This is a genomic window from Pseudomonas sp. Arb-4-2C (assembly GCF_055755015.1).
The window spans coordinates 5,337,984-5,360,639 of the sequence record NZ_CM146899.1; the positions used below are offsets into that span (position 1 = coordinate 5,337,984).

At 59.6% G+C, this 22,656-nt stretch carries 17 protein-coding genes and 2 pseudogenes; 14 read left to right on the forward strand and 5 right to left on the reverse strand.

What is annotated here, in order from left to right; genetic code table 11:
• The first annotated feature begins 90 nt into the window (after positions 1-90).
• From betI to yccS, 9 genes are all read left to right on the forward strand, one after another.
• Positions 91-684, forward strand: coding sequence for a transcriptional regulator BetI (betI, locus tag AC0J41_RS24265; protein WP_025108530.1), 594 nt, complete (start codon positions 91-93; stop codon positions 682-684).
• Positions 685-773: 89 nt separating this feature from the next.
• The gene (betB, locus tag AC0J41_RS24270) at positions 774-2,246 is read left to right on the forward strand and encodes a betaine-aldehyde dehydrogenase (RefSeq protein WP_025108529.1); all 1,473 of its coding nucleotides are present in this window, start codon (positions 774-776) and stop codon (positions 2,244-2,246) included.
• Positions 2,247-2,399: 153 nt separating this feature from the next.
• Positions 2,400-4,103: a choline dehydrogenase gene (gene betA / locus AC0J41_RS24275; protein WP_473013798.1), complete on the forward strand. Its 1,704-nt coding sequence runs from the start codon at positions 2,400-2,402 to the stop codon at positions 4,101-4,103.
• 322 nt (positions 4,104-4,425) lie between these two features.
• Positions 4,426-5,868 carry a TldD/PmbA family protein gene (locus AC0J41_RS24280; protein WP_025108527.1) on the forward strand — a complete coding sequence of 481 codons (1,443 nt, stop codon included), beginning with the start codon at positions 4,426-4,428 and terminating at the stop codon, positions 5,866-5,868.
• Positions 5,868-7,205: a TldD/PmbA family protein gene (locus AC0J41_RS24285; protein ID WP_473013799.1), complete on the forward strand. Its 1,338-nt coding sequence runs from the start codon at positions 5,868-5,870 to the stop codon at positions 7,203-7,205. The genes AC0J41_RS24280 and AC0J41_RS24285 overlap by 1 nt, the downstream gene beginning before the upstream one ends.
• A gap of 158 nt (positions 7,206-7,363) precedes the next feature.
• Positions 7,364-8,791 (forward strand): multidrug transporter subunit MdtD, encoded by a 1,428-nt coding sequence (mdtD, locus tag AC0J41_RS24290; RefSeq protein ID WP_025108525.1) that lies wholly within the window; start codon positions 7,364-7,366, stop codon positions 8,789-8,791.
• Positions 8,792-8,871: 80 nt separating this feature from the next.
• Entirely contained in the window at positions 8,872-10,257 is a 1,386-nt protein-coding gene (dbpA, locus tag AC0J41_RS24295) for an ATP-dependent RNA helicase DbpA (RefSeq protein ID WP_025108524.1), read from the forward strand.
• 153 nt (positions 10,258-10,410) lie between these two features.
• Positions 10,411-11,589 carry a BaiN/RdsA family NAD(P)/FAD-dependent oxidoreductase gene (locus tag AC0J41_RS24300; protein ID WP_473013800.1) on the forward strand — a complete coding sequence of 393 codons (1,179 nt, stop codon included), beginning with the start codon at positions 10,411-10,413 and terminating at the stop codon, positions 11,587-11,589.
• Positions 11,590-11,815: 226 nt separating this feature from the next.
• Positions 11,816-14,008 (forward strand): YccS family putative transporter, encoded by a 2,193-nt coding sequence (gene yccS / locus AC0J41_RS24305; RefSeq protein ID WP_473013801.1) that lies wholly within the window; start codon positions 11,816-11,818, stop codon positions 14,006-14,008.
• A 208-nt stretch (positions 14,009-14,216) separates the two neighbouring features.
• On the opposite strand, the gene AC0J41_RS24310 is transcribed toward yccS, so the two are convergent.
• Positions 14,217-14,954: a substrate-binding periplasmic protein gene (locus AC0J41_RS24310; RefSeq protein ID WP_473013802.1), complete on the reverse strand. Its 738-nt coding sequence runs from the start codon at positions 14,952-14,954 to the stop codon at positions 14,217-14,219.
• Positions 14,955-15,211: 257 nt separating this feature from the next.
• On the opposite strand from AC0J41_RS24310, the gene AC0J41_RS24315 reads away from it, so the two are divergent.
• On the forward strand, positions 15,212-15,664 hold the full coding sequence (locus AC0J41_RS24315; protein ID WP_473013803.1) for a GNAT family N-acetyltransferase: 453 nt from the start codon (positions 15,212-15,214) through the stop codon (positions 15,662-15,664).
• A 97-nt stretch (positions 15,665-15,761) separates the two neighbouring features.
• Here AC0J41_RS24315 and AC0J41_RS24320 read toward each other — a convergent pair whose 3' ends face one another.
• From AC0J41_RS24320 to AC0J41_RS24330, 3 genes are read right to left on the reverse strand one after another with little or no spacing between them, the layout of a single operon-like run.
• Complete coding sequence (locus tag AC0J41_RS24320) at positions 15,762-16,058, reverse strand: winged helix-turn-helix domain-containing protein (protein ID WP_102357766.1); 297 nt, start codon at positions 16,056-16,058, stop codon at positions 15,762-15,764.
• A gap of 20 nt (positions 16,059-16,078) precedes the next feature.
• The gene (locus AC0J41_RS24325; protein ID WP_003229006.1) at positions 16,079-16,570 is read right to left on the reverse strand and encodes a M48 metallopeptidase family protein; all 492 of its coding nucleotides are present in this window, start codon (positions 16,568-16,570) and stop codon (positions 16,079-16,081) included.
• 43 nt (positions 16,571-16,613) lie between these two features.
• Positions 16,614-18,737 (reverse strand): putative bifunctional diguanylate cyclase/phosphodiesterase, encoded by a 2,124-nt coding sequence (locus tag AC0J41_RS24330; RefSeq protein WP_025108518.1) that lies wholly within the window; start codon positions 18,735-18,737, stop codon positions 16,614-16,616.
• Between the two features lie 335 nt (positions 18,738-19,072).
• On the opposite strand from AC0J41_RS24330, the gene AC0J41_RS24335 reads away from it, so the two are divergent.
• The 4 genes and pseudogenes from AC0J41_RS24335 (at position 19,073) to AC0J41_RS24350 (ending at position 21,972) form a co-directional block, all read left to right on the forward strand.
• Positions 19,073-19,741 (forward strand): polysaccharide lyase family 7 protein, encoded by a 669-nt coding sequence (locus AC0J41_RS24335; protein ID WP_025108517.1) that lies wholly within the window; start codon positions 19,073-19,075, stop codon positions 19,739-19,741.
• A 616-nt stretch (positions 19,742-20,357) separates the two neighbouring features.
• Complete coding sequence (locus AC0J41_RS24340; protein WP_473013804.1) at positions 20,358-20,657, forward strand: hypothetical protein; 300 nt, start codon at positions 20,358-20,360, stop codon at positions 20,655-20,657.
• Between the two features lie 244 nt (positions 20,658-20,901).
• A pseudogene (locus AC0J41_RS24345) lies at positions 20,902-21,117 on the forward strand (polysaccharide lyase family 7 protein); the annotation flags it as partial.
• 495 nt (positions 21,118-21,612) lie between these two features.
• Positions 21,613-21,972 (forward strand): annotated as a pseudogene (locus AC0J41_RS24350) (DUF6124 family protein).
• Between the two features lie 190 nt (positions 21,973-22,162).
• Here the strand turns inward: AC0J41_RS24350 and AC0J41_RS24355 are convergent.
• The gene (locus AC0J41_RS24355; RefSeq protein WP_473013805.1) at positions 22,163-22,402 is read right to left on the reverse strand and encodes a ubiquitin-like protein; all 240 of its coding nucleotides are present in this window, start codon (positions 22,400-22,402) and stop codon (positions 22,163-22,165) included.
• Positions 22,403-22,656 lie beyond the last annotated feature (254 nt).

Here is a 22,656-nt window from a genome sequence, read left to right on the forward strand (position 1 = left end):
TTGATTGAACGTTCAATCAAAACAAAATAGACTGGCCCTCAATCCGACAGCCGTTTTTCGTCTGCCGGAAGGCCTAAGGAGATGTGCAAGATGCCCAAGGTCGGTATGCAACCCATCCGCCGCCAACAATTGATCGAAGCCACGCTGCAAGCGGTCGATCAGGTCGGTATGGGGGACGCCAGCATTGCGCTGATCGCCCGTTTGGCCGGTGTCTCGAATGGCATCATCAGTCATTACTTTCAGGACAAGAACGGCCTGATTGCCGCCACGATGCGGTATCTGATGAACGTCCTCAGCGAGAACGTCACCGCGCGCCGTCAGGCGCTGGCAGACAGCAGCCCACGGGCGCATCTGCAGGTGATCATCGAAGGCAACTTCGACGCCAGCCAGGTCAATGGCCCGGCAATGAAAACCTGGCTGGCCTTCTGGGCCACCAGCATGCACCAGCCGTCTTTGCACAGGCTGCAGCGGATCAACGATCACCGTCTGTATTCCAACCTGTGCTGCGAGTTCCGCCGTGTGTTGCCGCTCGAAGATGCGCGCAGCGCAGCGCGTGGACTGGCAGCGTTGATTGACGGCTTGTGGTTGCGCGGCGCGCTGTCGGGAGACGCTTTCGACACCGCGCAGGCGCAACAGATCGCTTACGAATACATGGATTTCCAATTGGCCAAGCAGGTGAGCTAGAGCACACAGAAAACGCTCGGCCCCTGAACCGCCACCGCAGCACCACCGCGGTGGTCAACGCCAACCACTAATGCACTTGCGAGGACACTATGGCCCGTTTCGAACTGCAAAAACTTTACATCGATGGCGCGTACTCCGACGCTGGCAGCGATGCCACCTTCGAAGCCATCAACCCGGCGAACGGTGAAGTCCTCGCCCAAGTGCAACGTGCGACCAAGGAAGACGTCGAGCGTGCTGTGGTCAGCGCTGAAAAAGGCCAGAAAATCTGGGCTGCGATGACCGCCATGGAGCGTTCGCGCATCCTGCGTCGCGCCGTCGATATCCTGCGCGAGCGCAACGATGAACTGGCTGCTCTGGAAACCCTGGACACCGGTAAAGCCTTCTCCGAAACCAAATACGTCGACATCGTTACCGGCGCCGACGTGCTGGAATACTACGCAGGCCTGGTGCCAGCGATCGAAGGCGAGCAGATCCCGCTGCGTGATACCGCTTTCGTCTACACCCGTCGCGAGCCGCTGGGCGTGGTTGCCGGTATCGGCGCGTGGAACTACCCGATCCAGATCGCGCTGTGGAAATCCGCGCCAGCCCTGGCCGCCGGTAACGCGATGATCTTCAAGCCAAGCGAAGTCACCTCGCTGACCACCCTGAAACTGGCCGAGATCTACACCGAAGCCGGCGTGCCAAACGGCGTGTTCAACGTGCTGACCGGCAGCGGCCGTGAAGTCGGCACTTGGCTGACCGAGCACCCGCGCATCGAAAAAATCTCCTTCACCGGCGGCACCGACACCGGCAAGAAGGTCATGGCCAGCGCTTCGGCCTCGTCGCTCAAAGACGTGACCATGGAACTGGGCGGCAAGTCCCCGCTGATCATCTGCGACGACGCCGATCTGGATCGCGCCGCCGACACCGCGATGATGGCCAACTTCTACAGCTCCGGTCAGGTCTGCACCAACGGTACTCGCGTGTTCGTACCGAGCCACCTGAAAGCCGCTTTCGAAGCCAAGATCGTCGAGCGCGTAGCGCGCATCCGCATCGGCAACCCGGAAGACGAAAACACCAACTTCGGCCCGCTGGTCAGCTTCCCGCACATGGAAAGCGTGCTGGGTTACATCGCCAAGGGTAAAGAAGAAGGTGCTCGCGTGCTGTGCGGCGGCGAGCGTCTGACCGACGGCGAATTCGCCAAAGGCGCATTTGTGGCTCCGACCGTGTTCACCGACTGCACCGACGACATGACTATCGTCCGTGAAGAAATCTTTGGCCCGGTCATGGCGATCCTCTCCTACGAGACCGAAGAAGAAGTGATCCGTCGTGCCAACGACACCGACTTCGGCCTGGCCGCCGGTATCGTCACCAAAGACCTGAACCGCGCGCACCGCGTGATTCATCAACTGGAAGCCGGTATCTGCTGGATCAACGCCTGGGGCGAGTCCGACGCAAAAATGCCGGTGGGCGGTTACAAACAGTCGGGCGTGGGCCGTGAGAACGGCATCAGCTCGCTGAACAACTTCACCCGCATCAAATCGGTACAGGTCGAGCTGGGCGATTACGTCTCGGTGTTCTAAGACCCGGGTTTTGTATTGCTCGCGAGGCCGCCTTCGCGAGCAAGCCCGCTCCCACATTGAAATAATGTCTCCTGTGGGAGCGAGCCTGCTCGCGAATCGAGTGCAAAGCACTCGGCAGGCCCGACCTGACCACATCTAAAGAGGGTGCATTCAATGTCCCAAGAATTCGATTACATCATCATCGGTGCCGGCTCGGCCGGTAACACCCTGGCGACCCGTCTGACTGAAGACGAAGGCGTCACCGTTCTGCTGCTCGAAGCAGGCGGCCCGGACTACCGCTTCGACTTCCGCACACAAATGCCGGCCGCATTGGCGTTCCCGCTGCAGGGTCGTCGCTACAACTGGGCGTACGAAACCGATCCGGAGCCGCACATGGACGGTCGCCGGATGGAATGCGGTCGCGGCAAAGGCCTCGGCGGTTCCTCGCTGATCAACGGCATGTGCTACATCCGCGGCAACGCAATGGACTACGACGGCTGGGCAAAACTGCCAGGTCTGGAAGACTGGTCGTACCTAGACTGCCTGCCGTACTTCCGCAAAGCGGAAACCCGCGACATCGGCCCGAACGACTACCACGGTGGCGACGGTCCGGTCAGCGTGACCACGCCGAAGGCTGGCAACAACCCGCTGTTCCACGCCATGGTTGAAGCCGGCGTGCAGGCCGGTTACCCGCGTACCGAAGACTTGAACGGCTACCAGCAGGAAGGTTTCGGCCCGATGGACCGCACCGTGACGCCCAAAGGCCGTCGTGCTTCCACCGCCCGTGGCTACCTCGACACCGCCAAGAAGCGTTCGACCCTGACCATCGTCACTCACGCCCTGACCGACAAGATTTTGTTCGAAGGCAAGCGTGCCGTCGGCGTGCGTTACCTGGTCGGCTCGGCGGAAGAGCGCGTTGAAGTCAAAGCGCGCAAAGAAGTCCTGCTGTGCTCCGGCGCCATCGCTTCGCCGCAAATTCTGCAACGCTCCGGCATTGGCCCGGCGAAACTGCTGGAAAGCCTCGACATCCCGGTGGTTCACGACCTGCCAGGCGTTGGTGAAAACCTGCAGGACCACCTTGAGCTGTACCTGCAATACGCTTGCACCCAGCCCGTTTCGCTGTACCCGTCGCTGCTCTGGTACAACCAGCCGGCCATCGGTGCCGAGTGGCTGTTCAACGGCACCGGCATCGGCGCCAGCAACCAGTTCGAAGCCGGCGGTTTCATCCGTACGCGTGAAGAGTTCGAATGGCCGAACATCCAGTACCACTTCCTGCCGGTCGCGATTAACTACAACGGCAGCAACGGTGTGAAAGAGCACGGTTTCCAGGCGCACATGGGTTCCATGCGTTCGCCAAGCCGTGGTCGCATCCAGGCCAAGTCGAAAGACCCGCGCCAGCACCCGAGCATCCTGTTCAACTACATGGCCACCGAGCAGGACTGGCAGGAATTCCGTGACGGCATCCGCCTGACTCGCGAAATCATGCAACAGCCGGCACTGGACGCCTTCCGTGGCCGCGAAATCAGCCCGGGCATCGAAGTGCAAACCGATGAACAGCTGGACAAGTTCATCCGCGAGCACGCCGAAACCGCGTTCCACCCGTCCTGCTCGTGCAAGATGGGCACCGACGACATGGCGGTAGTGGATGGCGAAGGTCGCGTACACGGCATGCAAAGCCTGCGTGTGGTCGATGCCTCGATCATGCCGATCATCACCACCGGCAACCTGAACGCGCCAACGATCATGATCGCCGAGAAAATCGCCGACAAGATCCGTGGCCGCAAGCCACTGCCGCGTAGCAACGCTGCCTACTACGTCGCTGGCGGTGCGCCGGTGAAGGGCAAGCCGATGCGTGATATCACGCCTGTTGCTCAGTAACTCAGCAACACCGCGTCAAGGCTGCTCGCGATGAGGCCCTTGAGTAATACCGAGGCGCGGCCTTCGCGAGCAGGCTCGCTCCCACATTGGTTTTTGGGTGTTCACGGATTTTGTGTTCACTGGAGATCCATTGTGGGAGCGAGCCTGCTCGCGAAGGGGCCTCACATTCAGCACAAATCCCTCTGCTTCAAGTAAATCCTCCTACACCCCCTCTTCACTTGATCCTACCCCCACGCAGGCCTACTCTAGTCCTCGCGCAATCGTTTCACCCCTCCCCGCCGAATCGCCTCACCCCGCAACTCCATAACAAGGAGGTTCCCGAATGTTCGATTTCCACCCCCAGCTCAAGCAGCGCTTCGCTGCCTTGCGCACGGGCGCCGAGTTTTTTTCCCTGCGGTATGTACGCGAGTCCGGCCAGTACCTGTCGGTGCGCAAGAACGTCGCCGAGCCGCCGAGCCTGAGCCGTGACGAAGGCGCGATGCTCACCGTGCGGGTCAACGGTGTGGAGGCTTACGCCGCCACCAACGACCTGTCGCAGCAAGGCCTGCAAACCGCCCTTGAACGCGCCGAACAGCAGGCCCGGCGACTCAAGCCACACGCCTTGCTCGACCTGCGTGATCAGCCGGTGTCGAGCGACCGCGCTGATTACTTTTCGCCCAATTTTGCGCAACCCTTCCCGTCCCTGAGCGAATGCTTCGAGCTGCTCGGCGCGGAGTCCGCCTCGGTGCCAAAGGATGAGCGCCTGGTGAATTGGGAAGCGAGCATCGGCATCACTCACGTCGAGCAGATTTATCTGAGCAGCGCCGGCGCCGAATTGCGCCAGGCCCAGCGCTTCGTCTACCCGGGTCTCGACGTCACTGCCTACGACGGCAACGACAGCCAGACCCGCAGCCTCGGCCGCGAGAACTTCGGCCAGCAGGGTGGCGCGGACGTGATCAGCCGTTGCGGCCTGGTCGGCGCCGGCCCGCAGGTGGCCGATCAGGCTCTGCAACTGCTGCTCGCACCGAACACCCCGCAAGGTCCGCGCGACCTGTTGCTGATGCCTGACCAGATGATGCTGCAGATCCACGAGTCCATCGGGCACCCGCTGGAGCTCGACCGCATCCTCGGTGACGAGCGTAATTACGCCGGCACCAGCTTCGTCAAAACCAGCGACTTCGGCAGCCTGCAATACGGCTCGAAGCTGCTCAACGTGACCTTCGATCCAGACATTCCCGAAGAGCTGGCGAGTTACGGCCACGATGACGACGGTACAAAAGCCAGCAAGCAGTTCCTGATTCGCGAAGGCTTGCTGCTGCGGCCATTGGGCGGCGCGCTGTCGCAGTTCCGCGCCGGTCTCGACGGTGTTGCCAACAGTCGCGCCTGTGGCTGGAACCGGCCGCCGATCGACCGCATGGCCAACCTCAACATCGAGCCGGGCGATCAGTCGCTGACGCAACTGATCAGCGGCATCGAGCACGGCATTCTGATGAGCACCAACCGCTCGTGGTCGATTGACGATGCACGCAACAAATTCCAGTTCGGTTGCGAGTGGGGTCAGTTGATCGAGAACGGTGAACTTAAAGGTGTGGTGAAAAATCCGAACTACCGGGGCATTTCCGCGCACTTCTGGAAGAGTCTGCGCGCGGTCGGCGATGCCGGCACCCGTATGGTGCTGGGCACGCCAAACTGCGGCAAGGGCGAGCCGAACCAGGTGATCCGCGTCGGCCACGCTTCGCCGGCCTGCGTATTCAGCAACGTTGATGTGTTTGGGGGAGACGCCTGATGAGCATTTCGAAGAGTCAGTCCGACGCCTTCAAGGTCATGGTCAATTGGCTGCGCGACAGTGTGCGCGAGCCGGAACAATTCACCCTCAGCTATGCCGCCGAATCCTCGGCATTCGTGCGGTTCAACCACGCCAAGGTGCGTCAGGCCGGTCAGGTGCAACAGGCCGATGTCGGGCTGAAGCTGATCAATGACGGCCGCCACGCCGACCTGCACATCACCCTCTCCGGTGATCAGGAAGCCGACCTGCAACGCCTCGCCGAAGGCCTGCAACAACTGCGCGAAACCTTGCCGCTGTTGCCGCAGGATCCGTACCTGCTGCTCAACCACAACGGCTGGCAGAGCAACAACGTGCAGGAACATCCGCTGCCGGACACCGAACAGGTGGTTGAAGAAATCTGCGCTGCGGCTGAAGGTCTGGACTTGGTCGGTTTCTATGCCGCAGGCCCCATCAGCCGTGGTTTCGCCAGCTCCTCAGGAGCGTTTGGCTGGCATCAGGCCAACAGCTTCAACTTCGACTTCAGCCTGTTCCACGAGAACGGCGAAGCGGTAAAAGCCAGCTATGCCGGCCACGAATGGAGCAGCGAAGGCTTCGCCCGACGCTTCCATCAGGCGCGCGAGCAACTGGCGTTTCTCGGTCGTCCACTGCGCACGCTGGCACCGGGGCAATACCGGGCGTATCTGGCCCCGGCCGCGCTGGAAGAAATCATGGGCATGCTGAGCTGGGGCGGGTTCTCCGCGCAGTCGATCGCCAGCAAGAGCAGCCCGCTGCAGAAACTGTATGTCGGCGATCAGGCGTTCAGTCCGCTGGTTTCGCTGGATGAGCAAGTCAGCGGCTCGCTGAGCCCGGCGTTTTCCGGCGAAGGGTATCCGCGCAGCGATCTGCGCCTGGTCATCGAAGGCAAGGCCGGCGATCAACTGGTCGGCTCACGCAGTGCCGCCGAATACGGCCTGACCGCCAACGGCGCCAGCGGTGGCGAATCGCCGAGCGCGCTGAGCATGGCGGCCGGGAGTCTGTCACAAGCCGATATTCTCAAGCAGCTGGGCACCGGGCTGTACATCAGCAACCTGTGGTACCTGAACTTCTCCGATCAGCCGGCAGCACGCCTGACCGGTATGACCCGGTTTGCCACGTTCTGGGTCGAGAACGGCGAGATTCAGGCGCCGGTCAGCACCATGCGTTTCGACGACAGCGCCTACAGCCTGCTGGGTTCGCAGCTGGAAGCACTGACCGCCGAGCGCGAGTTGCTGTTGTCGGCGAGCACGTACGGCCAGCGCAATACCTCGTCGGCCTTGCTGCCGGGGGCGCTGGTGAGCCGTTTGACCTTGACCCTGTAAGACCAGGATCTCCAGAACACTGGAGATCTACTGTGGGGGCGGGCTTGCTCGCGAAGGCGTCGTGTCAGTCACCAACAACATCGACTGATTCACCGCATTCGCGAGCAAGCCCGCTCCCACCAAAAGCCTGTGCATTAACCCCAAACACAAGAGGTTCCATGCCCACTCGCCCGCCTCTCGACGCCATCACCGCCCGCTGGTTGCCGTGGGTCGTCGCCATCGCTTTCTTCATGCAGTCCCTCGACGGGACCATCCTCAACACCGCCCTGCCGGCCATGGCCCGGGATCTGGCCGAAAACCCGTTGCGCATGCAAGGCGTAGTCATCGCCTACATGCTCACCGTGGCGCTGCTGATTCCGGCCTCGGGCTGGATCGCCGACCGCTTCGGCACCAAGAAGATCTTCTTCGGCGCGATCCTGCTGTTCAGTTTCGGCTCGCTGCTCTGCGCCTTGTCCAGCAGCCTGACCATGCTGGTCGGCGCGCGGGTGATTCAGGGCCTGGGCGGTGCGCTGATGCTGCCGGTCGGACGCTTGGTGGTGCTGCGCGCTTACCCGCGCTCGGAACTGGTGCGGATTATGGGTTTCATCACCATTCCCGGCCTGCTCGGTCCGTTGATCGGCCCGACCATGGGCGGCTGGATGGTGCAATACCTGACGTGGCACTGGATCTTCCTGATCAACCTGCCGGTCGGCGTGCTCGGCTGCTACGCAGTGTGGAAATTCATTCCCGACCTGCGCGGCACTGAACGCACGCGTTTCGACAGCCTCGGTTTCCTGTTGTTTGGCGCGGCGATGATCCTGATCACCATCGCCATGGAAGGCCTTGGCGAACTGCACCTGCCGCACCTGCGGGTGATGTTGCTGCTGTTCGGCGGCCTGGCCTGTCTGGCGGCGTACTGGCTGCGCGCCGGGCACGTCGAAAATCCGCTGTTCGCCCCGTCACTGTTCAAGACCCGGACCTTTGCCGTCGGCATTCTCGGCAACCTGTTCGCCCGTCTGGGCAGCGGCGCTCTGCCGTTCCTGGTGCCGTTGTTGCTGCAAGTGGCGCTGGGTTATTCGCCGTCGCAAGCGGGGATGAGCATGCTGCCGCTGGCCGCTGCGGCGATGTTTGCCAAGTGGATGGCGCGTCCGCTGATCGAACGCCTCGGGTATCGCATCGTGCTCACCGGCAACACCCTCGCGCTGGGGATCATGCTGGCGAGCATGGGCCTGGTCAGCGAGCAGACCCCGTACTGGCTGTTGCTGTGCCTGCTGGCGATTCTCGGCGCGATCAACTCGCTGCAATTCACCGCGATGAACACCGTGACCCTGATCGACCTCGATGACGCCAGCGCCAGCAGCGGCAACAGCCTGCTGTCGGTGGTGGCGCAATTGTCGTTGAGTCTGGGGGTGGCCTGCGCCGGTGCCTTGCTCGGCGGTTTCACGGCAGAGATCGGCAATGATGGCGTGGAAACCGTGCTGGGCGCGTTCCAGCTGACCTTCGTCACCGTCGGGATCATGGCGATGCTGGCCGCGACGATCTTCTCGCAACTGTCGAAAGAGGACGGCCGTCGGGCCAAGCGCCCGGAAGAACACATCGAACATTAATCACTGTTCGTCCAGAACTTTCGAGGAAAGTGGCACGGGGCTGCTACACTGCGCGACATTTTGTTTTGCAGGCCAGTCCCGTGACCACCATCGCCACCGCTTTTAATACTCTGCCGCTGTCCGCCGCCATGCTGGCTAACCTCGAATCCCTCGGTTATGCCCAGATGACGCCGATCCAGGCGCAGAGCTTGCCGGTGATCCTCAAGGGGATGGACCTGATCGCCCAGGCCAAGACCGGCAGCGGCAAGACCGCCGCGTTCGGCATCGGCCTGTTGAACCCGATCAACCCACGCTACTTCGGTTGCCAGGCGCTGGTGATCTGCCCGACCCGTGAGCTGGCCGACCAGGTCGCCAAGGAAGTCCGTCGTCTGGCCCGCGCCGAAGACAACATCAAGGTCCTGACCCTGTGCGGCGGCGTGTCGTTCGGCCCGCAGATCGCTTCGCTGGAGCACGGCGCGCACATCATCGTCGGCACTCCCGGGCGCATCCAGCAACACCTGCGCAAGGGTTCGCTGGTGCTCGACGGCTTGAACACGCTGATCCTCGACGAAGCCGACCGCATGCTCGACATGGGTTTCTACGATGCCATCGAAGACATCATCGAGCAGACCCCGGCGCGCCGTCAGACCTTGCTGTTCTCTGCCACTTACCCGGTGGGCATCAAGCAACTGGCCTCGAAATTCATGCGTGACCCGCAAACGGTGAAAGCCGAAGCGTTCCACGACGACACGCAGATCGAACAGCGCTTCTACGAGATCTCCCCGGAAGAGCGCATGAGCGCCGTGACCAAGGTCCTGCACCACTTCCGTCCGGCCTCCACCGTGGCGTTCTGCTTCACCAAGCAGCAAGTGCAGGAAACCGTCGATCACCTGACCTCCAAAGGCATTTCCGCCGTCGGCCTGCACGGCGATCTGGAACAGCGTGACCGCGATCAGGTGCTGGCGATGTTCGCCAACCGCAGTACTTCGGTACTGGTCGCCACCGACGTCGCCGCCCGTGGCCTGGACATCGATGCGCTGGACATGGTGATCAACGTCGAACTGGCTCGCGATTCGGAAATTCACATTCACCGCGTTGGCCGTACCGGTCGCGCTGGCGAGAAAGGCATCGCGGTCAGCCTCGTTGCACCGTCCGAAGCCCATCGCGCGCAAGCCATCGAACAACTGCAAAAAGCCCCGCTGAACTGGGATCAGGTGGACAACCTCAAGTCCCAGGGCGGCGCCCCGCTGCAACCACCGATGAGCACGCTGTGCATCGCCGGCGGGCGTAAAGACAAGGTGCGTCCGGGCGATATCCTCGGCGCACTGACTGGCGACGCCGGCATCCCGGGTGCCCAGGTGGGCAAGATCGCGATCTTCGACTTCCAGTCCTATGTGGCGGTTGAACGCACCGTGGTCATGCAGGCGCTGCAGCGTTTGAACAACGGCAAGATCAAGGGCCGTTCGTTGCGCGTGCGTGTTTTGTAACTGATCCTCCATTCAAAGGAGATCCCCTGTGGGAGCGGGCTTGCTCGCGAAAGCGGTGTTTCAGGCGACTTTTGTGTCAACTGACACACCGTCTTCGCGAGCAAGCCCGCTCCCACAGTTTGTTTTGTAGCGATCCACCAAGAGGACACCGTTTTGCGCTCTACCGAAGTCGTGATCATTGGCGCTGGCGCCGCAGGGTTGATGTGTGCACTGACCGCCGCCGGGCGTGGGCGTGAAGTGTTGCTGCTTGATCATGCGAACAAGGCCGGCAAGAAAATCCTGATGTCCGGCGGTGGCCGCTGCAATTTCACCAACATGTACACCGAGCCGGGCAATTTTCTCTCGTATAACCCGCATTTCTGCAAATCCGCACTGGCGCGCTACACCCAGTGGGATTTCATCGGCATGGTCGCCAAGCATGGCGTGCCGTACCACGAGAAGAAGCTCGGTCAGCTGTTCTGCGATAACAAATCCAGCGACATCCTCGGCATGCTGCTCGAGGAGTGCGATCAGGTCGGCGTCGAGCTGCACCTGGACACCTCGATCCAGACCATCGAGAAGGTCGAAAACGGTTACCTGCTCGACACCACCCTCGGCCAGCTCCAGTGCCAGTCGCTGGTGATCGCCACCGGCGGGCTGTCGATCCCGACGCTGGGCGCCACCGGTTTCGGTTATCAGGTGGCCAAGCAGTTCGGCCATGAACTGCTGCCAACCCGCGCCGGCCTGGTGCCGTTCACCATCACCGATCAACTCAAGGAACTGTGCACCGAGCTGTCCGGGACGTCGGTGGATTGCCTGGTCAGCTGCAACGAGCAGAGCTTCCGCGAAAACATCCTGTTCACTCACCGTGGCCTCAGCGGCCCGGCGATTTTGCAGATATCGTCGTTCTGGGAACCGGGCGACACCGTGGAGATCAACCTGCTGCCAGACCACGACACGGCGACATGGCTGCAACAGCAAGTGGCCGAACGCCCGAACAGCGAGCTGAAAACCCTGCTCGGCGAAATCTTTACCAAGAAGATGGCCAACCTGCTGGCGGACAGCTGGTTCGTTTCCAAACCGATGAAGCAGTACACCCACGCCGAACTGGCGCAGATCGCCGACAAGCTGGGCAGCTGGAAAGTCGTCCCGGCCGGCACCGAAGGCTATCGCACCGCCGAGGTCACCCTGGGTGGCGTCGATACCCGCGAAGTGTCGTCCAAGACCATGGAGTCGCTGAAAAGTCCGGGGCTGTATTTCGTTGGCGAAGTGCTCGATGTCACTGGTCACCTCGGCGGTTTCAACTTCCAGTGGGCCTGGGCCTCGGGTTACGCCGCCGCGCAGTACGTCTGATACCACGCAAATCAAAACGGTGGGAGCGGGCTTGCTCGCGAATGCGCTGGGTCAGTCGACATCAATGTTGAATGACGCCCCGCTTTCGGGAGCCAGCCCCCTCCCACAGTGGTTATGCGTGATGCAGTAAGGAATACTTTTTGCTGTCAGATGTGATCGGCGCCATTGCGTCGGCGTCATTACTGGCTCAATTTAGCGGCATCGCCTCGGAAGGCCTTCGCACTTCATGTCCTCGACCTCGTTTCGTCAGTCTTTGCGGCGCCTGTGGGCGCTGGATAAATTCAGCTACAGCGTGCGGGTGTTCATCGCCCTGACCGGCAGCATGGCGCTGTGTTGGTATCAGGATGAAATGGGCCTGTTGATCCCGTTGTTCCTGGGGATTATCGCCAGCGCCCTGGCCGAGACCGACGACAGTTGGCAGGGCCGTCTCAACGCACTGGCGGTAACACTGGTGTGTTTCAGTATCGCCGCGCTGTCGGTGGAACTGCTCTTCCCCTACCCCATCGTGTTTGCCATCGCCCTGGCATTGGCCAGCTTCGGCCTGACCATGCTCGGTGCGCTCGGCGAGCGCTATGGCGCGATCGCGTCGGCGACGTTGATTCTGTCGGTGTACACCATGATCGGTGTTGATCAGCGCGGTGGCGCCGTCACCGATTTCTGGCACGAACCGATGCTGCTGGTGGCCGGCGCCGCGTGGTACGGCTTGCTCTCGGTGTTGTGGCAGGCGATGTTTTCCAACCAGCCGGTGCAGCAGAGTCTGGCCCGGTTGTTCCGCGAGCTGGGCTTCTATTTGAAACTCAAGGCATCGCTGTTCGAGCCGATCCGCCAACTGGATGTCGAAGCGCGGCGGCTGGAGCTGGCGCAGCAGAACGGTCGGGTGGTAGCGGCGCTGAACAGCGCCAAGGAAATCATTCTGCACCGGGTCGGCAACGGGCGCCCGGGCTCGAAAGTCAGCCGCTATCTGAAGCTGTACTTCCTCGCTCAGGACATCCACGAACGCGCCAGCTCGTCACACTATCCGTACAACGCGCTGGCTGATGCGTTCTTCCACAGCGACGTGCTCTTTCGCTGCCAGCGCTTGCTGCGCCAGCAGGGCAAGGCCTGCCGGGCACTGGCCGAATCGATCCAGATGCGCCAGCCGTTCATCTACGACGCCAGTTTTGCCGAAGCGCTGACTGACCTCGACGCCTCCCTCGAACACCTGCGCATCCAGAGCAACCCGGCGTGGCGCGGCCTGCTGCGCTCGCTGCGCGCACTGGCGGCCAACCTCGGCACCCTCGACCGCTTGCTCAGCGACGCGAGCAACCCGGATGCCCTGGCGGACGCCACCGACAGCAGCCTGCTCGACCGCTCGCCGCGCAACCTCAAGGACGTGTGGATTCGCCTGCGCACCCAACTGACACCGACCTCCCTGCTGTTCCGCCACGCCCTGCGCCTGCCGTTGGCGTTGAGTATCGGCTACGGCATGGTGCACTTGATTCACCCCTCGCAAGGTTACTGGATCATCCTCACCACGCTGTTCGTCTGCCAGCCGAACTACGGCGCGACCCGGCGCAAGCTCGGCCAGCGGATTCTCGGCACCGCCATCGGCCTGACCGTGGCGTGGGCGCTGTTCGATCTGTTTCCCAGCCCGCTGGTGCAGTCGTGCTTCGCCATCGCCGCCGGGGTGGTGTTCTTTACCAACCGTACTACGCGTTACACCGTGGCGACGGCAGCCATCACGATCATGGTGCTGTTCTGCTTCAACCAGATCGGCGATGGCTATGGGCTGTTCCTGCCGCGCCTGTTCGATACCTTGCTCGGCAGCCTGATCGCCGGCCTTACGGTGATCTTGTTCCTGCCCGACTGGCAGGGTCGGCGCCTGAACAAGGTGCTGGCCAACACCCTGACCTGCAACAGCATCTACCTGCGCCAGATCATGCAGCAATACGCCGCCGGCAAGAGCGACGACCTCGCTTACCGCCTGGCCCGGCGCAACGCGCACAACGCCGACGCGGCGCTGTCGACGACGCTGGCGAACATGCTGATGGAGCCGGGGCATTTCCGTAAGGAAGCGGATGTCGGTTTCCGCTTCCTGGTGCTCTCACACACTCTGCTCAGTTACTTGTCCGGGCTGGGCGCGCACCGCGAGACCCAGCTGCCGGCGGAAGTCCGTGAACAGCTGATCGACGGCGCCGGGGTGAAACTGGCCGCCAGCATCGACGAAATCGCCCAAGGCCTGGCGAACAAGCAGCCGATAGCGATTCAGAGCGATGAAGAGGAAGCACTGGCCAATGAGCTGGAGCAGATGGCCGACGAGATCGATGAGGGACAGCGTCTGGTGCAGACACAACTGGCGCTGATCTGCCGGCAGTTGGGGCCGTTGCGTACGTTGGCGGCACACTTGATCAAGGACACCAGCGAGGTTGGCGCTGGCTGAAAGGACGCCTTCGCGAGCAAGCCCGCTCCCACAGGGGAACGCACTCCAAAGGTGGGAGCGGGCTTGCTCGCGAAGGGCCATCAGCCACACAACAATTTTCAGATCACCCCCAACAGCCCATGCCCCCCACAGGGCAACGCACTCCAAGGTGGGAGCGGGCTTGCTCGCGAAAGGGCCATCAGCCACACAGCAGTTTGCGGATCAGCCCCTACATCCCATGCTGCCGCATCAACCGGTCATAACTGCCATCCGCCTTCATCGCCGCAATCGCCTTATCAAACCCCGCCACGATCTGCTCATGCTCAGGATTCTTCAGACTCACCAGAATGTGCAGGCTGTTCTCGCTCAGCGGCTTGGGCAGGAACTCCACGGCGTTGCGCACCTTGGGTGATTCGCGCGCCAGGTAATACCGCGCGACGTATTCATCTTCCAGTGTCAACTTGACCCGATCCGCCGCCAGCATGCGCACTGCCATGGCGAAGTTGTGCACCGGGACTTTCTGCAGCGCGGTGTCGGCGTCGAACGCCTGTGAATAGGCATAGCCGCGCACCACCGCGATCGGATAGGTGTGCAGTTGCTCCAGGCTGCTGTAGTCCAGCGGTGTGTCCTTGCGCTTGAGAAAGCGGATGCGATTGAGCAGGTATTCACCAGAGAACTGGCCGAGTTTGGTGCGTTCGTCGTTGTACCAGGCGTTGACCAGCACGTCGTAACGCCCTTCGCCAACCCCCAGCAGCGCCCGCGCCCACGGCACCTGCTCATAGTCGCTGGCGTAGCCGGCCCGGGCCAATGCGGTGCTGACGATGTCAGTGGCCAGGCCGCCGTTGACCAGTGTGTCGTCGGTAAAAGGCGGCCAGATATCAAACACCAGTCGCAACTTGTCCGCTGCGGCGGTTTGGGCCAGCAAGAGCAATCCGATCAAAGCAAAGGCTCGATGCAGTCGCGGCATGCTTGAAAATCCTTAGCGGGCAGGCTGCCCAGCGTGTTTTCCAGTCAAAACCCCAAGGCCCCTTACCGGCGAAACCCAGGCCCTAACAGTAGCTCATTGAAGCCCGTGCACAGCGCTTACCAGCAGATTACACAAAGCAGCCGCCATCGCGAGAAAGGAATGATGGCATTTTGACCTTTGTCACAGACTCTTACGCCATACAGACATCTGAAGCCTGTGCGCTTAGTATCGGGCGACGGAGTTCAAGGAGCCGCAAGATGACAATAGAGTGGATCTGCAAGCATCACAGCGATCTGGGCAAAGAGCAGTTGTACGCACTGCTGAAGCTGCGCTCGGAGGTGTTCGTGGTCGAACAGAAATGCGCCTACCCGGACCTCGACGGTCAGGATCTGGATGGCGACACCCATCACTTGACGGGCTGGGAAGACGATCAGTTGATCGCCTATCTGCGCCTGCTCGACCCCGAGTCCCAGGGCGGTGACGTGGTGATCGGCCGCGTGATCATCGCACCGCAGGGCCGGGGCAAAGGCCTGGGGCACACAATGATGGAACACGCACTGAAACAGGCCGAGAAGCATTGGCCGCAGGTACCGATCTATCTGTCGGCGCAGGCGCATTTGCAGGGGTATTACGGCAGGTACGGCTTTGTCGTGGCGGGTGAGGAATACCTCGAGGATGACATTCCGCACATAGGGATGCGTCGTTCCTGAAGGCTCCTTCGCGAGCAAGCTCGCTCCCACATCTGGAATGCAATGCCCTGTGGGAGCGGGCTTGCTCGCGAAGGCGTCAACTCAGACAACGCAGGACTCAGGGATATTCCAGCACAGCCTTGATCTGCCGCAAATTGCGCTCGATCCACCCACGATCAATCGCCCCCCACTCGCGAATCCGATAGCGCCCGGCATGGTTGCGTGCGCCCTCTTCCTGCTCGAATTCACAGACGATATCCAGATCCGCCAATGCGGCGATGGTGTCCTGCGCCGTGCGCCGGGGCATGCCGGTGACCTCGGTCAGCGCCGGCACGCTGGCGGCCAGGCCGCTGTCGATCAGGTAGGCCACGTACAGGCGACGGTAGAAACTGCTTTTGGTCTTGCTGACGTCCATCCACCCGCTCCTTGATGCGGCTATTGCAGATCCCGCCACGTCAGGTACACCCGCAAGTCGAACTCGACCTGGTGATACCCCGGCAGCATGTGTTCACACAATTTATAGAAAGCCTTGTTGTGGTCCGACTCTTTGAAGTGCGCCAGCTCGTGCACAACGATCATCTTCAGAAACTCGGGCGCCGCTTCCTTGAACAGCGAAGCAATGCGAATCTCCTTCTTGGCCTTGAGCTTGCCGCCCTGTACCCGCGACACCGTGGTATGCAGGCCCAGAGCGCGATGAGTCAGGTCGAGGCGGTTGTCGAACAGCACCTTGTCGATGGCCGGGGCGTTACGCAGGTATTCCTGCTTCAGGTCCAGCGCGTAGCTGTACAACGCCTTGTCGCTCTGCACATCGTGGCGCCCGGGATAGCGTTGGCTCAGGTAGTCACCCAGACGCTGTTCGGCGATCAGTTGGCGCACCTGATCCTGCAATTGCGCAGGATAGGCCTGGAGGTATTTCAACGCAGTCATGGACACGGCAGCACGGTTCGAAAAGAGCGCCAGTGTAGCGAATTCAACCGGGCAGCGCGCTCCAGTCAAACGGCTCGGCAAAGCTTGCGACGGCATCGGCCATCATCGGCCGCGCTACCAGGAAGCCTTGCACGTATTCGCAACCATGGGCCTGCAGCCATTGGTACTGCTCAATGGTTTCCACACCTTCGGCGATCACCAGCAAACCATATTGTTTGCACAAACTGATCACTGTGCTCACCAGCGAGGCGTCCCGGGCCGAATCCGGCAGTCGGGCGATCAGGTGCCGATCAAGCTTGAGCGTATCGAGCTCAAGATCACGCAGATGTGCCAGCGAACATGGCCCCGAACCGAAATCATCCAGCGCCACCCGCACCCCCAGATTGCGCAGCAGACGCAACTGCTTTCGGGTTTCATCCGGGTTGTGCATCAGCGCCTCTTCGGTAATTTCGACTTCCAGTTGCCGTGGCTGCAAGGCATGCCGCTCCAGCACCTGACGCAATTCAGTGGCGAGATTCGGCAGGCCGAACTGGGTGTTGCTCAGGCTCACGCCGAGTACCAGATCTTCGGCAAACAGGGTTTCCCAGGCTTTGCGCTGACCGGCACCGCGATGATAGATCCAGCTGCCGAGTCGGCTGATCAGCCGCGCCTCTTCCAGCAACGGCAAAAACAGCCCCGGCGGTACATCGCCGACACTCGGATGCTGCCAGCGCAACAGGGCCTCGAAGCCACGAATCTGCCCACTGTCGATCGCTACCTGTGGCTGATACACCAGATTGAAATCACGGTTTTCAATCGCTGCGCGCACGCTTTCTTCGAGCATCAGGCGCGAGCGTGCCCGACCGTTCATGTCGTGATCATAAAAACGATACTGCTGCCGCCCGGCACGCTTGGCTTCGTACATGGCGATGTCGGACGCACGCAGCAATCCGTCGAGGTTCGAACCGCAGTCCGGGTAGGTGGCGATGCCGATACTCGCGCCCAATGCAATGTCCAGCCCTTCGATCTGCTGACAGATCGACACCCGCTCGATGAGCTTCTCGGCAATCTTGGCCGCTTGCTCGGGAAACTCCAGATCGAGCAACGCGGTGAACTCGTCACCGCCCATGCGCGCCAGAATGTCGAACGGCCGCAAGCAGGCCTTCAACTGCTCGGAGACCCAGCGCAGCACCCGATCACCGGCATCGTGGCCGAGGGAATCGTTGACCCGCTTGAAACCATCGAGGTCGAGATACAGCAGCACCCAACTACTGTCGCTGCGTTCACCGCGCAGCAGCAGATTCTCTACCGTCTGATAGAAACCACGCCGATTGAGCAGGCCGGTCAGCGGATCGGTCACCGCCTGAAATTCCAGTTGCTGATGCAGGTGGCGCACCACCGACATATCCAGCACCGTCACCACCATCGCGTGCTGCTCGGTCGGCAGCGGCGCGCATGACAACGCCACCGGCACCTGTTGCCCTGGCGCGGTACGCAGCAGCGCGTCGTGCAGACGCAGGGTTTCGCCGCGCCGATAACCGGCAAACAACTCGGAATCGGCCCAGAGGGGAATGTGCGGTTTCTGCAGGAAATCGAGAAACTCCTTGCCCTCAAGCTCCTTCACCGGGGCATTGAGCAAGCGCGAAATCGCCGGATTGGCGAATCGGATCAAGCCGTCCTCGCCGAGCACCAGAATCCCCTCCGCCGCGTTATCCAGTACCGAGGCGTTGAAGGCGCGAGCGACTTCCAGGTCATGGGTCAGGCGTTGCAAGGCGCGGCGGTTGCGCTGATGTTCGAGCAGCGCCTGCACCTTGGGCTTGAGAATCTGCGGGTCGAACGGCTTGAACAGATAATCCACCGCGCCGCTGGCATAGCCCTTGATCACTGCATCCTGGGACTGCTCGTTGGCGGTGAGGAAAATGATTGGAGTGAGCCGCGTACGCTGGCTGCCGCGCATCAGTCGCGCGACTTCGAAGCCGTCCATGCCCGGCATCTGCACGTCCAGCAGCACCAGGTCGACATCGTGTTCGAGCAAAAGATTGAGCGCCTCGAAACCGGAGGCGGCGGTCATGACGAGCCAATCCTGACGCTGCAACAACGCGCGCATGCTGATCAGGTTTTCAGGGTAATCATCAACGATCAAAAGGACAGAGCTGCCTTCACCTGGCTGGGGTTGCGCGCATTCCATGCTGCTTCTCTTGTCGGGACATCTCTTTTCGGGATATCGGCCGGTTTCTCGTGAAAACCGTACAGTTACTGAGTCATCACTCTAGTACCGGATCTGTAAAAGCAGAAGCTGTCACGCCGCCATCATTTGGCCAAAGCCGCGATTTACCGACTAACGGTAACCCCTGTAGCCCGCGAAAACCGGGACAGATGGCATTTCGACAGGATGTTGACGCCAATCATCTGCCAAACGGGCGTTAACAAAAAAGTCCTCTACGCTTATAAAGGCCGCCCGAAAAGGCGCGGGCTAGAGCTTCTGGCACTCGCGTTCAGGATGAATTGAGTGGAAGAACCGACATGATCGATCTCGCAACCTGGAACCTCAGCGTTCCCGTCGGCAGTCCGCCGTACACCGTCGAAACCTCCAAACTGGTGGATGGCTTCAAGGATCAGTACTTCCATTCCGACACCGGCACCTTGTTTTTCTGGTCGCCGGTTACCGGATCAAAAACCGAAAACGCCATCTACCCGCGCACCGAACTGCGCGAAACCTACAGCAACGGTACGTTGCGTAACTGGTACTACCCGGATGCCGACAACCTGCTGCGTGCGACCCTCGCAGTGAACAAGGTGCCCAGCTCCGGCAAGATCGTCATCGGCCAGATCCACGCCTATGAAAGCCAGCGCCCGTTGGTCAAGCTTGAATACCAGTACAAGGAAAAAACCCGGAACGGCAACCTGGTGATCAAAGTCCGCATGCACCCCGACGACAAGGAAAGCCGCGTCATCACCCTCGCCACCGGAATCAGACTGGACAACGAATTCAACTACCTCATCCACTTAAGCCCCGGCGGCGCGCTGGGCGTGAGCGCGGCGGGCTATCAGTGGGATTCACAGATCAGCGCCACCTGGCGCAACAAGCCGCTGTATTTCAAGGCAGGCGTGTATGTGCAGGACAACACCGGGTACACCAGCGAAGGTGGGCAGGTGACGTTCAGCAAGCTGGATATTGATCACGACAAGTGACATAGGCAGAACCCTGTGGTAGCTGGCCTGCCAGCGAAAGCGTCCTCACCGCCACCCGATGACATGCAGCTGTATACGATCTGATTGTAGGAGTGAGCCTGCTCGCGATTGCGCTCTGACATCCAGCACCATGGACGCCTGACACACCGCCATCGCGAGCAGGCTCACTCCTACAGGGGTTCAGAGGTGTTCTGAAAATGATCGTTGCGCCGAATAAAAAACCCGTCTCTCGGCGGGTTTTTCATCAACGAAGCTTTACGCCCAGGCTAATTGACCTTGTTGTTCAATTAGCCCTTCAGGTGAAACCCAGGAGATACCGGATTGAAGATATTGAATCGGGGCAAGAGATAGACCTGCGAAGTGAAACTTAATAAAAAAAGCGATAGATCAATACCCCCGTCTTTGTTCCATTTTCGACTCGATCAGCCGCCATTTTTTAACTGCCCCTTATTCCTTTTATGATCTTTCAATATCGCAACACGGCATCAACACCTGTCAACTTTTACAGGTGACGAGCCAACATCTCTAGCCCAATATCAATCACGAAAACCCAAACAACGGACATTTCCAATAAGAAAATCCGTCCCCTTTCACGATTATCAGAAGGAATAACGAGATGCCTGGCTCATACACTTGGAAAAGCGATTCGATTTGGCACCCTAAAAACTGCCAATGCAATAAAGATCCTAACTATGTTTTTTGCGGCTGCTACGGCAACGGCGGTTACTTCGCAGGACCTTTAAACCCCACGGAGTATACTAAAGAACTTGCGATCGCCACGGCGAACAGGGAAGCACAGGAAGCCGTCGAAAAGGAAGCCCTTGAGAATTCTAGATCATCACAAGACTACTTAAACAAAACAGGTTATCTCGAAACATCATCAACGCCATATAAATCCAACGATGATAAAAATTAGATCTATCAAGTGAGCCCTCTTATATCGACAACCCCAAACATGCAGCCAAGGCCCAGGAGGTGGCGGCACGGATACAGAAAGGTGGCACTCCTATTTTCAAACCGAGATGCTATAAAACACCCAATCTAAAACCTTCCATTACAAGCCTTGCAAAACATGGTTTGTAATGGTGAGTCTTACTCAATAAAAAATAGCGCAGATTTACCTTTCAAAAACGAATAAAGCCGCGGCAACACCTCGCCACCTTGAGCGCGGATTCAACTACCTGATCCATCCCAACCCCGGCGGCGCACTCGGCGTGAACGCGGCAGGTTATCAATGGGATTCACAAATCAACGCCACCTGACGCGACAAGCCGCTGTACTTCAAGGCCGGGGTGTATGTGCAGGACAACACCGGGTACACCAGTGAGGGTGGACAGGTGACCTTCAGCAAACTCGACATCGACCACGATAAATAACGCTTCATTGGTACACATCCCTGTGGCGAGGGAGCTTGCTCCCGCTGGACTGCGCAGCAGGCCTCGTTTTTTCAGGGCCGCTGCGCGCCCCAGCGGGAGCAAGCTCCCTCGCCACAGGGTTATTTATTGCCAGTCGGACATCCTTTAAACGGTGTAGTTTAGATCGCTCGGCGGTTACTTCCGGATGCCTACAACGGCTTGCGTCAATGCCTACGGGTACGCCAGAATCCGCCGGCTTGTGCGCCTGGAGGGCCATCGGTAACTTGATTCGCGTCACTGATTTCCAGTGATCGGGTTTAGTAGCCCGAGGTTTCAAGTGTGGTGCACAAGCATCTGTCAGTCAGGGATTTCGATTCCTGCGCTTGATGGCATCTGTGCGCAGGGCACCCTCGGGTGCGCCGGCTTGCTCGAAACCCCGGTCTACTAACCTGCGTACAGTTGCCTCCACTTTGATTAGTAGCCAGAGAGGGGGCACTCCAATCAGGTTTCGAGCAAATGACCAAATCAACGCCTCACCCGCCAGCCACCGACCTGGCCTCCCCCTACGAATCCCTCGATTCGAGAGAAAACTCCACGATGCCGCCGAGCGCGCCCTTGACCACTACCTCAACCCGGCCGCACACATCATGACCAGCACCGGCGAGCCCGAGTCCATGTACCTCGCCAACCCGACAACACCGAATCCCTGCTGGCCAACGCCAGCGAAACCTTGGGTTCAGCCAGCGAAATGCTCAACAACTTCGCCGCAACCCTCGATACCTCACACCGCAAGACTGCGCTGGGCATCGCACAGGTAGTCATGCTCGGAGAACTGGGGTGAATCAGGCATTGGATCATGTTGAGCTGAAGGAATAATCGCCCACAACTGACTTACCCATTTAAGACTTCGATTAATTTCTGCTACAGGTGACATTTTTGACTCTTATACGATAAAAACAGCCCTTCACGAGAAACCCTCCTCACGGCGGGTTTCTTCATATAGCAATTAATTTATGTCTAGCTATCGCTAGCAAATTAATCCGAGACAAAAAACCTCATTACAACATCACCCACTCCGAATACGGAGAACAAGATAAAGCTCTGAATCTTTAACAATATTGTAATCTGAAAATGTCCTTCCATCCTCGAGTTGCTTTCCAGAAAAAATTAACCGTTGTTGATCAGGTGGAATACCTTCCTTATCCTGTATTTTCGCCTTAGCATTTTCGATGCTATCGTTTGGCTCGACCTCTAAAGTTAAAGTGATAACTTTGTAATCAGACATTATTTTTATAAAAATCTGCATATACATCTCCTTTGAATCACTAGCCATTAAAAGGAGAGTCAATCTCCCACTGCCATTTTCCTTACATTTAGGATTTGCACACCTGTTAGAACTAACAGGTACTTATAATAAATATAACTAGTCACCCGTAAAAAATTTAAAACTTTGCATAACAACCCATCCCACTAAAGCAAAAAATGAGACGGCGACAAAGGGCATAGAAGAGGAATTTATTTACTTTAGAAACCACTGGAAGAAGCAGCAGGGAGAACAGA